This is a genomic window from Psychrobacter sp. ANT_H59 (genome assembly GCF_008369225.1).
GTDB lineage: Bacteria > Pseudomonadota > Gammaproteobacteria > Pseudomonadales > Moraxellaceae > Psychrobacter > Psychrobacter cryohalolentis.
Map to the genome: position 1 here is coordinate 553,895 of NZ_VOBE01000002.1, position 14,256 is coordinate 568,150.

11 protein-coding genes and 1 tRNA gene are annotated in these 14,256 nt (G+C 42.2%); 5 read left to right on the forward strand and 7 right to left on the reverse strand.

What is annotated here, in order from left to right; genetic code table 11:
- Positions 1-26 precede the first annotated feature (26 nt).
- Together FQ083_RS05405 and FQ083_RS05410 are read right to left on the reverse strand one after the other, a co-directional pair.
- The gene (locus tag FQ083_RS05405; protein ID WP_149409123.1) at positions 27-866 is read right to left on the reverse strand and encodes a methyltransferase domain-containing protein; all 840 of its coding nucleotides are present in this window, start codon (positions 864-866) and stop codon (positions 27-29) included.
- A 66-nt stretch (positions 867-932) separates the two neighbouring features.
- Entirely contained in the window at positions 933-2,165 is a 1,233-nt protein-coding gene (locus tag FQ083_RS05410) for an 8-amino-7-oxononanoate synthase (protein WP_149409124.1), read from the reverse strand.
- Between the two features lie 320 nt (positions 2,166-2,485).
- On the opposite strand from FQ083_RS05410, the gene FQ083_RS05415 reads away from it, so the two are divergent.
- The 4 genes from FQ083_RS05415 to FQ083_RS05430 all read left to right on the forward strand — a co-directional run bounded on the left by FQ083_RS05415 (position 2,486) and on the right by FQ083_RS05430 (position 6,198).
- Positions 2,486-3,025 (forward strand): porin family protein, encoded by a 540-nt coding sequence (locus FQ083_RS05415; protein WP_011514751.1) that lies wholly within the window; start codon positions 2,486-2,488, stop codon positions 3,023-3,025.
- Positions 3,026-3,283: 258 nt separating this feature from the next.
- Positions 3,284-3,781 carry an NfeD family protein gene (locus tag FQ083_RS05420; protein ID WP_011514750.1) on the forward strand — a complete coding sequence of 166 codons (498 nt, stop codon included), beginning with the start codon at positions 3,284-3,286 and terminating at the stop codon, positions 3,779-3,781.
- A gap of 15 nt (positions 3,782-3,796) precedes the next feature.
- Positions 3,797-4,657: an SPFH domain-containing protein gene (locus tag FQ083_RS05425; protein WP_011514749.1), complete on the forward strand. Its 861-nt coding sequence runs from the start codon at positions 3,797-3,799 to the stop codon at positions 4,655-4,657.
- 155 nt (positions 4,658-4,812) lie between these two features.
- Positions 4,813-6,198, forward strand: coding sequence for an esterase-like activity of phytase family protein (locus tag FQ083_RS05430; RefSeq protein ID WP_149409125.1), 1,386 nt, complete (start codon positions 4,813-4,815; stop codon positions 6,196-6,198).
- Positions 6,199-6,295: 97 nt separating this feature from the next.
- Here FQ083_RS05430 and hemN read toward each other — a convergent pair whose 3' ends face one another.
- Positions 6,296-7,759, reverse strand: coding sequence for an oxygen-independent coproporphyrinogen III oxidase (gene hemN, locus FQ083_RS05435; protein ID WP_410477355.1), 1,464 nt, complete (start codon positions 7,757-7,759; stop codon positions 6,296-6,298).
- A 352-nt stretch (positions 7,760-8,111) separates the two neighbouring features.
- On the reverse strand, positions 8,112-10,571 hold the full coding sequence (locus tag FQ083_RS05440; protein WP_149409127.1) for a penicillin acylase family protein: 2,460 nt from the start codon (positions 10,569-10,571) through the stop codon (positions 8,112-8,114).
- A gap of 346 nt (positions 10,572-10,917) precedes the next feature.
- On the opposite strand from FQ083_RS05440, the gene FQ083_RS05445 reads away from it, so the two are divergent.
- Positions 10,918-12,468 (forward strand): YifB family Mg chelatase-like AAA ATPase, encoded by a 1,551-nt coding sequence (locus tag FQ083_RS05445; protein WP_149409128.1) that lies wholly within the window; start codon positions 10,918-10,920, stop codon positions 12,466-12,468.
- Between the two features lie 170 nt (positions 12,469-12,638).
- Here FQ083_RS05445 and FQ083_RS05450 read toward each other — a convergent pair whose 3' ends face one another.
- From FQ083_RS05450 to FQ083_RS05460, 3 genes are all read right to left on the reverse strand, one after another.
- Positions 12,639-13,316, reverse strand: coding sequence for a phosphoglycolate phosphatase (locus FQ083_RS05450; protein WP_149409129.1), 678 nt, complete (start codon positions 13,314-13,316; stop codon positions 12,639-12,641).
- A gap of 96 nt (positions 13,317-13,412) precedes the next feature.
- On the reverse strand, positions 13,413-13,913 hold the full coding sequence (locus FQ083_RS05455; protein ID WP_149409130.1) for a DUF4385 domain-containing protein: 501 nt from the start codon (positions 13,911-13,913) through the stop codon (positions 13,413-13,415).
- A gap of 178 nt (positions 13,914-14,091) precedes the next feature.
- Positions 14,092-14,167: transfer RNA gene (locus FQ083_RS05460), tRNA-Phe, on the reverse strand.
- Positions 14,168-14,256 lie beyond the last annotated feature (89 nt).

Sequence of the window (14,256 nt, forward strand, 5' to 3'; positions counted from 1 at the left end):
TCATTAATAAGATTGCAATTCACATGTCACGCTTTAAAAGCGCTTATCATCAGCACATCATAAGTCAAATTCACATAAGGTTGACCGTCTTTATTTAATTCAGAAAACTGTTGCCAATAATCTTGCTCAAATTGTTTTAGACGGGACTTAGTCCATGTAAATGGCTGACCACTACTTGACTGATCTTGCGTTCGATTAGTCGAAACCCCTGTCAGCTTCATATGTTTAAGAACAGCGTAGGGATTGGCAAAAGGTACATCAAAGCGCTGAGTTGATAGTTTGATATTCTCAAAACCTGCGATTTCTAATGCTGATTGCCACTCACTGATAGCTGGATAATGTAACCCTTGACCCGTTAGTTGCTTAATTTGCAAAAAGTTATCTGGCGTAAAAGTATTAAAGACTAATTGCCCTCCTGCTCGCAAACATTGGGCAGATTGTTTTATAAAGTTCAATGGATTATCAAACCACTGTACCGCATTTGCACTGACTATTAGGCTGTGCTCTATCAAACTAGGGTTTATTGAGTTAGAGCCTTTGGATAATTCAATGGTTTCAGCATCGCCAATTATTATGTTGGCTGTTGGTACTATCGATTGCAACATCGCTGCCCTTTCAGAACACAGCTCATTGATAAACCAGTGCTGACTTTGAACGTTCTCTGCCAACAACCGTGTCATCTGGCCTGTGCCTGCACCGATTTCAAATACGCTATCTTGCTTAGTACGAGCGATAAGGGCAAGGAGATGCTGACAGATTTGCGCTTGAATATGGGCATGCTGGTCATAATCGCTAGCAGTGGCAAAGTGACGCGCGATGGTTTGTTTTCTTGTGCTGAGAATGTCAGGTATAGCAGGAGGTTTCATGTTGTTTGTTGCATCCAAATAATTCGCTTAACGCTAAAAGAAAGTAGTTACTAAAAAATAATCGCATTATAAATGCGCTATCAGCCGCTGACACTCCTCATGGCTAAGCGCTGCATTCATCACTAAGCGAATACGAGCAGTATTGGCAGGAACAGTAGGCGGTCTGACAGGTAAGGCATAAAATCCTGCTGCTTGTAGCTGCTTTGCTTTTTCGACAGTGAGCGCATTATCGCCTAGTATATAAGGCACGATAGGAGAGGCATAGCCTGCATCTTGATGAATTAACGACACGCGATATCGTTCGGGAATAGCCTCACTAAGCGTGACGGATAACCGTGCCAAATGAAGGCGCTGCTCCGTTAAGCTTGGCATTTTTGCTAAAATAAAACGTGTCCATGCGTGGTTAATGGGTGGCAATGCGGTGCTAAAAATGAGGGGGCGCATCTGATTAATTAGCCAGTGTTTGACGACATCATCACACATGATATAAGCGCCAATAGAGGCAAACGCTTTACCAAAAGTCCCCACCAGATAATCAATATCAGCCAGTGTTTGGGTTTCTTCTGCCAATCCTAAACCTGAATCACCTAAGATACCAATAGCATGGGCTTCATCGATATACAGCTCAATACGAGCATCTTTTGCTTTTAGTTGTACCAATTGCGCCAAGTCAGCGCGGTCACCATCCATACTAAAAATACTCTCCGTGACAATGATAATGCGCTCAACACTTGAATCTGCTTGCTCAATAAATTTGGCTAAATGCTCATAGTCGTTGTGACGATATCGACGATAGCTAACCAGCTTACTTTGGCTTAGGCGTATGCCATCAATAATACTAGCGTGCACCAGTTTATCTGCCAAAATGAGCGTTTTGATTGGCAATGTCGTCAGTGCAGGCAAAATACCTATATTGGCATGGTAGCCGCTGTTGAATACCAGTACCGATTTTGATGAGGATAGGTTTTTCTTGTCTAAGGCATTTTGATACCATTCTTGTAGTTCAGACTCCAATGCATGCAGATGTTCATCGTTACCTGTCAAGAGCCTAGAGGAGGTGGCACTCATCCTAGGCATACTATCGACTGGAAATTGATTGAGTTGATTAAGGAAATCGCTCTGGAGTTGCTTATTACTGCCCAAGCCAAGATAATCGTTGCTAGCGATATTGAGTAATCGCTTGCCTTCACTAATCACATATCGCTCATGGTGTTGCAAGTTAGGTATCTGACGGTATTGATTCGCTGCTTTTAGCGCGTTGAGCGACTCTTGCAGACGATTGATAATAAGAGCAGTCATTGATATCCCTTTTTTTATTTAGTCGCTTTTATTTGATCGTTTTTACTTATTAAAATGAGTTTCTTAGTAAATCGTCTCAAGAATAAGTAGGGATTATTGCACAAACTGAGTGGTTGTAACAAAAGATTTCATATATCGGCCTTTGTAACTTGAACACTGATAAACACTTGCAAAACTTAACTTTCTTACCATTAAACACTGACAGAGTTTCTGACATGGTTTGTTACTATGTATACATCGTTAGCAAACAAGGCGATATGACTAAAAAGTCCACATAAATAAATAACTTGTTTGTCCACAGTGATTTTAAGGAGATACACATGAAAACTCTACAGAAAACTCTAATTGCATTAGCAGCCGGTTCATTACTAAGCATGGGTGCACAAGCTGCCGTTTCTTATGGCAACGGCTACACTGGTCAACCATACGTTGGTGCTAAAGTCGGTCAATTTGATTTAGACGTTGATGGCGCTGATGATCCAACCGCATATGGCGTATACGCAGGCTATAATTTCGATCCTAACTTTGGTATGGAAGCTGAATTTGTAGGCTCAGATGACGCAGATTACAGAGGCGGTGACATCGACGCAAAAACTTACGGCGCTTATGGTACCTACCGTTATGCTTTCCCAAATACTGGTCTGTATGCTAAAGGTAAGCTAGGTGTTGCAAGAACTGAAATAGAAGCGACTGGTACTTCTCCAGCAGGTTTTTATAACGGTTCAAACAAAGATACTAGCTTAGCTGGTGGTGTAGGTCTTGGCTACTCAGTGAACCCTAACTTCAGCGTTGAAGCTGAATATGACAAGCTAGGTAGCGACGCGGATCTAATGACCGTTGGTGCACAGCTAAAGTTCTAATATTTTGATACTTAATCTCTTTATATTAAAGTATTAATAAGAACGCCCAAAATAAAAAACGATCGCTTCGGCGGTCGTTTTTTTTGCTTTTTTTAAGCACAATATAGATAGTCTTAGTTTAAGGCAAATATGGATGCGCTTTAATACTAAGAAAGTTAATAGGATTAAGACATTGTTTTTATAGTGCTTTTAAAACGTCCTTAGAGGAGTAAATGTGCTACATTGAAAGCTAGGATAACAAAGATAGGGAATAAAGCAATGATGGAGACTCTTTGGATGATTGAACCTTGGCATTGGCTGGTATTAGGCTTTTCGCTGCTGATTGTCGAGATGTTTGTGCCAACCTTTGCCAGTCTTTGGTTTGGTGCTGCTGCTATCATAGTGGCTGCGCTTGCATGGCTTCTGCCTGTTTCGGTATCCGTACAAATCATTATCTGGTTACTCCTCTCCGCTATCTTTTTGCTGGCATGGTTTAAGTTTATCAAACCTTTATCGGTTGATCGTACTAAAGCAGGACTTGGTGGCAGTGTGATCGTTGGTGAAACAGGTATGATTATTGCGCAGCCGCAGCCAGATAGGGCGGGCATGGTGCGTTTTAATGTGCCTATTGTGGGTGCCACTGAATGGATGTGCCGTACTCGAGGTGAGCAAGTGGCAGTCGGTGATCGAGTAGTGGTCACAGATATCGTTGGTAACGAGCTGATTGTGAGTAGCATGACATCGAAGGCAGCTGTGAACCAAAATATGCGCGTATAATAATAAGGATAAATTATGGAAAGCTTTAGCATTGTTATGGTGGTTTTGGTTGCACTGGTAGTCTTTACCGTGTTTAAAGGTGTGCGAATCGTACCACAAGGGTATAAATGGGTGGTACAGCGCTTAGGGAAATATAGCCAAACGTTAGAGCCAGGTCTAAACCTTATTATCCCTTATGTCGATGATGTTTCTTACAAAGTCACGACCAAAGACATCGTCCTTGATATTCCGTCACAAGAAGTGATTACCCGCGATAACGTAGTGATTATCGCTAATGCTGTGGCTTACATTAATATTATTCGCCCTGATAAAGCGGTCTATGGTATCGAAGATTATGAGTATGGTATCCGTAATCTGGTACAAACGTCTTTACGTTCAATCATCGGTGAGATGGATCTTGATAGTGCCTTATCTAGCCGTGATGAAATAAAAATGAAGCTAAAGCATGCCATCTCAGAAGATATTGCAGATTGGGGTATCACGTTAAAGACAGTAGAGATTCAAGATATTAATCCGTCACAAACCATGCAGGCGTCAATGGAAGAGCAGGCAGCGGCAGAGCGTCTACGCCGAGCGACAGTGACCCGTGCTGATGGTCAAAAGCAAGCGGCTATCTTAGAAGCGGATGGGCGTTTAGAAGCCTCACGCCGTGACGCTGAGGCGCAGGTGGTACTGGCGAAAGGCTCAGAGGAGTCTATCCGTCTGATTACTGCGGCAATGGGTACGGAAGAGATGCCGATTGTCTATTTACTTGGCGAGCAGTATATTAAAGCGATTCGTCAGCTGGCTGAGTCTGACAACTCAAAAATGGTGGTATTACCCGCTGACATTCTAAGTACCGTAAAAGGCATGGTCGGTGATAAGCTTAAGGTTTAAGCAAATGTGCTTTGACCACATGCTATAAGCACAAAGTATAAAAAAAGCCAGTGAGTATGCTAAGCACTGGTTATTTTTTTGCCTTTAACTTATCTATCATTTTTTATGAAATACCGTTTTTGAATACTCAGAATATTGAGATAAGGAAAATGATAATGACTGAGCAGAAGCTAAATATAGAAGTAATCTCAATTGTGGATTTTCCGCAAGGCAGTCCATTACCTTATAGCGTGCTTGACGCAACGCATACTAATGCTGCCTATCCTGAGAAAAATTTAGAAATACGCGGTGGCGGTTATGGCTCGGACGCTGCAGCACATCCAAGCAATGCCAATCAATTCTATGTACTTACCGATCGAGGTCCCAATGCGGACTTTGATGGTATTGCTGGTCAAGGTAAGCAGTTTTTAGTGCCCAATTATACGCCGTCTATTGGACTGTTTGAGTTGCAAGCTGATGGCAAAATCATCAAGGCAAAAGAGATATTGCTTAAAGATAGCAATGGCAATCCTATCTCTGGACTACCGAATCCAAAAGCCTTTGGCGGCACCAATGAAGTACCTTACGATATCAATGGTCAGCCGATGACGGTGAATCCAGATTTACCTTTTGATGAAGTGACCAACCCTATCAGAAGTGATATCAATGGTTTAGACCCTGAAGGACTTGCCGCGCTCAAAGATGGCAGTTTTTGGGTCAGCGATGAATATGGTCCACATCTTGTCCACTATGACGCGGATGGGGTGGAAATTGCCCGTATCAATCCTTTTGCGCATGACGAACGCAATAATGTGATTATTAACGGTAAGCAGGTGTTATTACCAACAGAGTTTACCAAGCGCCGAGCCAATCGTGGTATGGAAGCATTAACTATAACGCCAGACCAGACTACGCTTGTAGGTATCATGGAGTCCTCCATGGACAATCCTGACAAATCGGGTCGTGGCTCTAGTTTGGTACGTATCGTCACTATTAACTTAGTTTCAGGGAAAATAGAGCAATATTTATATCGTCTTGACGCAGCAGAGCATGTAGCGTCAGGGATAGTCGCTATCAATGAACATGAATTTTATCTCATTGAACATGACCGCAAGTTTCCTTTACAAGATAAATCGGCAAAAAAACTTATTTATAAAATAAATATCTCTCAGGCAGCAGATATTGAAACCATTATCAGTGCTGATAATCCACATATCATCCAACAAAATGAGACTTTCGGCTTGATTATTGACGGTCAAACGCTCGAGCAATTGATAGCAGAAAACGAAGCAAGCTGGCAACTACTCGAAAAGCTAGCTATCAAGCCTGTTAAAAAAACTTTGGTAGTCGATGTGCTTGCTATTCTAGATTATCCGCATGATAAGCTTGAAGGATTATGGTTACGCCAAGATGGCTCGTTAGGTTTGCTCAATGATGATGATTTTGCGATGACAGATACAGAGATAATCAATGCAACAAGCACCGTCGAGCAAAAATACCTAGATAAAGAAAAAACCATAGAGGATGCCAATCGATTATATCTTGTGATGCCTACTGCATAAAGACGGTCTCTAATAATAAGACATTACATTTATCACTAACCAAAAAAAGACTTCAATCGAGGTCTTTTTTATTATTTATATTTTAGAGGCTAATGATTTAAATAACTTTTGAGAAGCGGTCTTTATGTTTTTTATCCAGATATTCATCGAATACCATGGCTACATTACGACCCAATAAGCGACCTCTTGGTAATACGCGAATGCCAGCAGCATCCATATCAATCAAGCGGTCTTCTTGCATTTCACCAAGCTGTTGAATCTCATTAATAAAGTAGGTAATAGCATCGATGCCAAATTTCTGATTGATGTCTCTAAAGTCCATATAATCGTGACACAGTAAATTCATAATCACGTATTCGCGTAAGCGATCTTTGATAGAGGTTTTAATCACATTGACCGCTGGCATGATGGTAGGATTATTACGTGCCGCATCGATATTGTCTTTATATATTTGCAAATCAGTATGATTTTGTAGGATATAACTGCTGTTGGCATTGGCAATTTGACTGATTGAAGACACGCCAAAGCCCAATAAATCACAATCGCCCATGATGGTATAGCCCTGAAAATTACGGTGCAACTTGCCCTCACGCTGGGCGATGGCCAGCTCATCATCAGGTTTGGCAAAATGGTCAATGCCAATATATTGATAACCGGCTTCAGTTAAGGTATTGATGGTATTACCGAGCATTGTGAGCTTATCAGATGGAGTAGGTAAATCGTCCTCTTTGATTTGACACTGCGCCTTAAAGCGTTCAGGCAAATGAGCATAATTAAACACCGACAAGCGATCTGGCGACATCTCGATAATACGGCGTATGGTTTTATCAAAGGTTTCAGGCGTTTGATGTGGTAAGCCATAAATCAAATCGACATTGATAGAATGAAAGGCTAATTCGCGCGCCTCATTTAATACATTTTCAATAAGCTCTGCTGAATGTACACGATTAACGGCAATTTGTACGGTCTCGTCTAAATCCTGTACGCCTAAGCTGATGCGATTAAAACCAAGAGTACGCAATACTTTTAATGTCTCGCTACTGAGCTCGCGCGGGTCAATTTCGATAGAGTAATCACCTTGATCTTCTGGTAAAAACTCAAACTGGGTCTGCAAAAATTCCCACAATTGTATCAGCTCATTGTCTTGTAAAAACGTTGGCGTACCACCACCGAAATGCAGCTGTTTAACCAGTGGTTTTTTACCGTCTTCTGGTGGCGTTAATAAGCTACGTTTATGTTTAATTTCAGCAATTAGATACTCTAAATAATCGCCTGCATCGCTATTCTTTTTGGTGATGATTTTATTGCAAGCACAGTAATAGCAAAGATGGCGACAAAACGGGATATGGAAATAAAGCGATAACGGCGCATGGACTTCGCGCGCTTGCAGAATTTTTGTCTCAAGCCCTTCTGGTATCGATAAAAATTCTAAAGCAGTTGGGTAAGAGGTATAGCGTGGTCCCGAACGATTATACTTATTAATGATATCTTGATCGAATGCTGGCAGCTGTTTGCTAGTGATGCTGCCACGAGTACTGGCATAGGGATTGTCCGGTTGCATAACAGGACGCACTGTAGTGGGCTGCTCGCTCGCATTGATGGCGTGTTCAGGTGTGCTATTGATATCAAGTTGTTCTGACATGCGAGATTCCTCGTTTGACTGTATCGATCGCTATTTTGAATAAGACATTTATGGCTTTTCTAATAGCTGTATTTCTTACGAAAGCTAATAAAAAACGATTGAAATAAGTAATGACTAGTATAACAAATCACAGCTTATAGTGGCATGGACAGCGAGGTTGGTTATACAGCGACGCTAATCATACAGCTATAAAGTTGTATAGTTAGGTGATAAAAAAAACTCTAGGATTGTCCTAAAGTCTTTTCTATTACTATCAAATGTTACGCTAATTTTATTCTCTTAATTGAATCTTATTGCCAATGGCTTGCTTAGAGATTTCACCAGCGCTAAAAGGCAGACGAATCCAGTCTTTAGCAGAATAACGACGGGTCTGATCACGATGGAAAGGACGAGTCGTATCACCAGCTTGCGAGAAGGCTAACAGCGCTTCAACGACAGGGCCTTTACTATCAAACGTTACTGATTGCATATAAGTTGGACCATTGGTCACAGGACCATAAGTGCCATCGCTGTTTTGACTTGAGCTTGCGACGTTGAAGACGCCTTCAGGACCAAAGCCACCATGCATAGGAATTTTCTCACCGTTTTTGCCTGCATCAATAACGAATTGCAAGCTGCCTAATGGGGCATCAAGCGCGATATTTTTACTGTTAAAGTAAGCAATTGAGTCACCTAATGCTCTACGCGTGTTCTCATTAATGATTAGATCACGTGGTGTATTCACTGGATCGGCTTCGTTAAAAGGAGTTCTGAATCCTGCATTAGTAAGTCCACTAACACGAAGGTTGGTCCAAAATTTTCTAAAGATATGAGCGCCTTTGCTATCAAGATTATTACGACGATCCCAAGTAGCTAAGACATTACATGCTTGAGTGGCATCGATAGTACTACCGCCAGTCAGAGGTAATATAGGAAGTTCTTTACAATTAGCTATTACATCATTGAGTACCAGTTCAGCCGCATAACTACGATTACCATAGACAACTTCTTCCATATTTTTTATGTTAAAAGTAGTACCGCCTAAACCATCTTTATTATCTAATCGATCCAAGATTTGCGTAAACGCCATGCGAGTTCGCAATGATAATGGAGTGGCTTCAGGAGTTGATACTCCAGCGAAAGACACTAAATTACGTTGTAGTAGTGGTGAGAATCCAGTTAATGGTTGTTTTGCATTACTGAGCCAATAACTGTCGTTAGAATTAAGGGCATAATCATCACGTATTATGAATGGTAAGTTTGAACCACCAAAAATCCCCGCTTGCGGAGAGTCAGCATCATTACCCCATTCACAGGCAGCAGTACTACCATTAAGTGCAGGTAAGTCTGAGGCAATCAGCAGAGGAAGAGCAGCTCCAGCGTTAGCACTACAGGCTGCTAGCTTTTCTCTAGTGACATTAGGTACGGTTGAAATATCAGCATAAAGCGCTTTACCGTTACGATCAGTAGCAATGGTATTGACAAACCCTAGGCCTAGAATGTTTTGCATTCTATCGACGAGATCCTCAACGCTAGTGGCCATATTCATACTACGCCACTGATTAAGTGCTCTTGGATTTTCAGAAGCTGCGTCACGGATAGTATAAACGACGTTATTAGCATCACCCCATGCTGGTAAATTAGGATTAAGTAGTTTAGCGTTTAATATTGGTCCATATTGTGAAACATATATGTTTCGAGTCATTGTTTGATTGTTTGGCATCTTAATAGTGACTGGAACCGTTTCAATGTCACGTTGTTCAACCATGCCTGCGCTGTTGACATAGTTGTATTTAAAAGGATTACCCTTGACTAGACTAAGCTGATAAAGCGTAAAGCGCTTAGCAGTCGACACCGTATGGCTCCAAGCCACGTCTTTATTAAAGCCGATATTGATAAAAGGTTGCCCTTGCTGAGCTGAACCCATCACGTCAAGCTCACCTGGTATTGTGGTATGAAACTCATAAAAACGCTGTACGCCTTCCCATGGTTCATGCGGATTGCCATACATCACGCCACTATCAGTACCTGTTACTTCACTACCAAAGGCATAAGCGTTACTACCGCCGTCTAATACATTGATAGTCGTCATATCGAATTTTTCATCCGACTCTGCTGTAGGTTCAGGGCTACTCATTCTAGAGCTACCCATGACGATACCTGACACTGGGGGAGCTGTGTCTACGATTTGTCTGACGAAGTTAGAGAGTCCGCCACGTAAGTTGGCTTTGCCATAAACCGTCAACAAATCATCTAGCGTGATCTCACGTACCCATTCGGCATTGGCACAAGCAGGATCAATGTTAGCCACACCTGTATCACGTAGATAACGGCTAAAGCCTGCAGCATAGCCTGTGACCGCATCGATAGTTTCAGGGTCTTGCGCTGCTAAAAATTCAGCACGCCTAGCGGGAGTGTTATACCAGGTGTAAAAAACGTCGCTTCCTTCGTTGCCTTGAGCCCCTAAATAAAGCAGGCTTTCACCTCTAGCAACGACAACTTCACGCGCTAGCGAACAAAAATTATCTTCGGCAAAGGCATAACCTACACCATAGCCCAAGCCCTTATAGTCTTTAGCGGTGATATGCGGGATACCAAACTCAGTGCGCTGGATATCCACTGCATAGGTGTCATTAGTATTTCCATTGCTACTAAGATTGTCACTATCCGAACAACCAGACAATCCCAACGAGACTGCCGCCGTTAATAGCGTAAGTGTGTACACACGCCGATTAAGCATTTTGATGCTCATAAGCTTACCCATCCATGGTTAATTGGTATTATTTAAAGCTGTAGCAGAAAATCATTCAACATGCTTTAAACGATCAATAAATTCCTTTTATTGCTCATGCTTTTTTATTGTTTAGGTTTATTAATCGTCAGGCTTTTCAGTGGTTAATCGTGATGTCAGTTAAAACATCAAAATGTACTTAAAACCTATAGAAATTTGATGAATAAGGTAAACAAAAAGCATTTCTCAATCATATAACAATTTCAAACGTCTACGCCAGTGAATAAACCAAACAAATAAATACGCAACATTTGCGCACTTATTAATAATCCTCTATGATCGATAAATCTCTCTATAGGAAAGGCTTATGTCGTTTGCTCAAGTCTATACCCGCTCGGTAGTCGGGCTGCACGCACCTGAGGTCATCATTGAAGTGCATTTGTCGCAAGGATTGCCAGCATTGACCATTGTTGGTTTGCCTGAAGCGGCGGTACGTGAGAGCAAGGATAGAGTGCGCTCAGCGATACTCAATTCTGGATTTCAGTTTCCTAATAGACGTTTGACGATTAATTTAGCACCCGCCGATTTACCAAAGGATGGTGCTCGCCTTGATTTACCGATTGCTATCGGTATTTTGGCAGCCAGTGATCAGTTGGATCCAACGGTATTGTCAGGGTTTGAGTTTATTGGGGAGTTGGCGCTCAATGGTGAGCTGCGGCAAATAAGCGGTAGTTTGGCGGTTGCACGAGCAATGAAAGCTGAAGTATTGGCGACGCAACTGTTAAAAGGTGATGAGAAGATGATGTCGTCAACACGGCAACTCATTGTCCCAACCATCAATGGGGCAGAGGCTAGCCGTGTGGAAGGAATAACCGTATTGGCAGCGCCAAATTTAAAGGCTGTATGTAATCATTTGCAATCACTTACCGATAGCAGTTTTTTGGATGAACGCTTAACCGAAGTAGAACCGAATCAAATCCAGAAGCATATAGGCTATCAAGTAGATTTGGCAGACGTAAAAGGACAGCATCATGCACGGCGTGCCTTAGAGATTGCAGCAGCAGGTGGTCATTCATTGTTACTTACAGGACCACCGGGTTCAGGCAAAACCTTGATGGCGTCACGCCTGCCAACTATTTTGCCGGATTTGAGTGCAGAAGATGCGTTAGAAGTTGCCAGTACGTATTCGGTTGCTGATAGTGATTATGATTATGGCACACGACCTTTTAGACAAGTTCATCACACCATATCAGCAGTGGCATTGGTCGGTGGCGGTTCACGTCCTAAACCGGGTGAGATTACCCTTGCCAATAAGGGCGTACTATTCCTTGATGAGTTGCCTGAATTTGATCGTACGGTGTTAGAGGTACTGCGCCAACCACTAGAGGCAAAACAAATCACTATTAGCCGTGCCAACTCACAGATGACCTTTCCGGCAAATTTTCAACTGGTGGCAGCGATGAACCCGTGCCCGTGTGGCTATGATGGTGATGGCTCAGGGCGTTGTCGTTGCAGAGCTGAGCAGATTAAACGCTACCAAGATAAGCTATCAGGTCCGCTACTTGATCGTATTGATTTGCATATCACCGTACCGGCATTGCCGATTGTGGATCTGCAAAACGCTCAAGCGGGAGAAACCTCCGAGCAAGTACGTACTCGAGTATCGGCAGCACATAATCGCCAATTAATACGACAGAACAAGGTCAATAATGAGCTGAGTCCTAGTGAAATTGATAAATATATTCAGCTAGGGGCGGGCGAGCAGCAGCTATTACAGCTCGCCCAGCAGCGCCTTAATTTATCTGCTCGTGGCTACCATAGGGTACTACGCGTTGCACGAACGATTGCTGATTTGGCGGACAGCGCGGATATCACGAGCGCCCATGTATCTGAAGCGCTCAGTTATCGTAGTAAATGATAGTTTTAAGATCCAATTATAGTAGATACACTTTTAAAAGAATACAGTGCTACTGGGATTAATTATTCGCAGCCTCTGTCTGCGTAGGCACAGTAAGCAAGAAAAATTGATACCAGTAGCATCTTATAATTTTTGTACTTCTTTTATTTAAGACTGACTATATTTGCAGGCTAACTCTTTAATAAATAGTCCACCAAAGCGCTAAAATTATCAAAGGCTTCGGTAGGGTTGAGCTCACGAATATCTTGCCCATAGTTATAACCATAAGACAATGCGAGCGTGTCCATATTGGCATTTTGTCCCGCTAAGATATCATTTCTTGAATCACCAATCATGACCGCTTGTTTTGGAGTAACATTCAACGTCTCACAGACATGTAATAATGGCGCGGGGTCTGGTTTTTTGCTAGACAAGCTATCACCGCCAAGCACTTCGCTAAAGATGTCTTGCCAGCCAAAGGCTTGCAGTATTTTTGGCACAAAACGAATCGGCTTATTGGTGACCAATGCCAGCTTATATCCTGCTGCTTGTAGCTTTCTGAGCCCACTATCAACATCGGGGTAAGCGACAGTTTTGCTGCCACTGATATTTTTATAAGCGTCAAAAAACACTTGCTCAGCATGGTCGACGGCTTCTTTGGCTAATTCACCCTCTAACACCTCTATCTTACCTACCAAAGCGCGCTCAACAAGCATTCTTGAGCCATTACCGACCCAGTTACGAATGCTATTGAGAGGATAGGGCGTTTTGCCAAGGGTATTCAGCATCGCATTGGTCGCATCTGCCAAATCTGGCACGCTATCAATAAGGGTACCATCAAAATCAAAAATTAAAAGTTGCTTATCCATTATTTCTACCTGTTAAAAGTGCTGCATTTTTTATTCATACTTGTTCGGTGGTGATTACCATAGCATAAGAAAACAGTAAGCCTTAATGTTGCTATCCTATTCAATATCTTTATAGCGCTCACGGTGTTCAGCTTTCATCGCTAAATAATCTTTATTTTCACGGCATAAATCCCATTTTTCTTTAAAGATACGTGCTGACTCTGCTTTGATAGGGTCTTCAATTTGTCGTGGTAACTCTTCGCGACCATGCGCGCCGCTTTGACCTTTTTTATCATCAGGGACAGCCCCTTTATATTTTTTGCCACCTTTATGATTGGCATAGCGGCGGGCACGGGTAAAACCCATTTGAATAAATTTGCGTGCCATATCAGCGCCTACAAAGTCATTGGCTGCTAGATAATCTAAAAACATCTGATAAATAGTATCGCTACTCTCAAGCGCAATCTCAGGGGTGGCAAAACGCCAGTGCGGCAATATCTCAGACTTATAAGGCTCTACCAATAACACCCCTTGCTCGCCACGACCGACACGGTACAGCTCAGGCTGCACGCGCAAATCTAAATTTTTATAATCCAAGTCATAATCAAATTCTCTCATTATCTTACCTATCGGCTATCCATAGATGCCTTAGTATAAAGAGACTACACGATTTAAATGTAGCATAGATATGTTATAGATAAGTGAAAGTGAGCATTAACAGAAGTGAGTCATGATTGCAGGCATAAAAAAAGCCTCAAACAGTGATGTTTGAGGCTTTTTAGAATGCTTTAACGAATGGTGGCTCGAGGCAGGTTCGAACTGCCGACACACGGATTTTCAATCCGTTGCTCTACCGACTGAGCTATCGAGCCGTCTTCGTTGAGGCGCTATTAAACTAAATATAGCGCTTACTGTCAAGAGGTTTTTGCATTATATGTAATAAAAGGGCAAAAATAATGAA

Bases quoted from the DNA above. Each gene is read 5' to 3' on its own strand.
- FQ083_RS05450 (WP_149409129.1), bottom strand. From the start codon at position 13,316: ATGGATAAGCAACTTTTAATTTTTGATTTTGATGGTACCCTTATTGAT.
- FQ083_RS05440 (WP_149409127.1), bottom strand. From the start codon at position 10,571: ATGAGCATCAAAATGCTTAATCGGCGTGTGTACACACTTACGCTATTA.
- FQ083_RS05420 (WP_011514750.1), top strand. From the start codon at position 3,284: ATGATGGAGACTCTTTGGATGATTGAACCTTGGCATTGGCTGGTATTA.
- FQ083_RS05430 (WP_149409125.1), top strand. From the start codon at position 4,813: ATGACTGAGCAGAAGCTAAATATAGAAGTAATCTCAATTGTGGATTTT.
- hemN (WP_410477355.1), bottom strand. From the start codon at position 7,759: ATGCAACCGGACAATCCCTATGCCAGTACTCGTGGCAGCATCACTAGC.
- FQ083_RS05405 (WP_149409123.1), bottom strand. From the start codon at position 866: ATGAAACCTCCTGCTATACCTGACATTCTCAGCACAAGAAAACAAACC.
- FQ083_RS05445 (WP_149409128.1), top strand. From the start codon at position 10,918: ATGTCGTTTGCTCAAGTCTATACCCGCTCGGTAGTCGGGCTGCACGCA.
- FQ083_RS05425 (WP_011514749.1), top strand. From the start codon at position 3,797: ATGGAAAGCTTTAGCATTGTTATGGTGGTTTTGGTTGCACTGGTAGTC.
- FQ083_RS05410 (WP_149409124.1), bottom strand. From the start codon at position 2,165: ATGACTGCTCTTATTATCAATCGTCTGCAAGAGTCGCTCAACGCGCTA.
- FQ083_RS05455 (WP_149409130.1), bottom strand. From the start codon at position 13,913: ATGAGAGAATTTGATTATGACTTGGATTATAAAAATTTAGATTTGCGC.
- FQ083_RS05415 (WP_011514751.1), top strand. From the start codon at position 2,486: ATGAAAACTCTACAGAAAACTCTAATTGCATTAGCAGCCGGTTCATTA.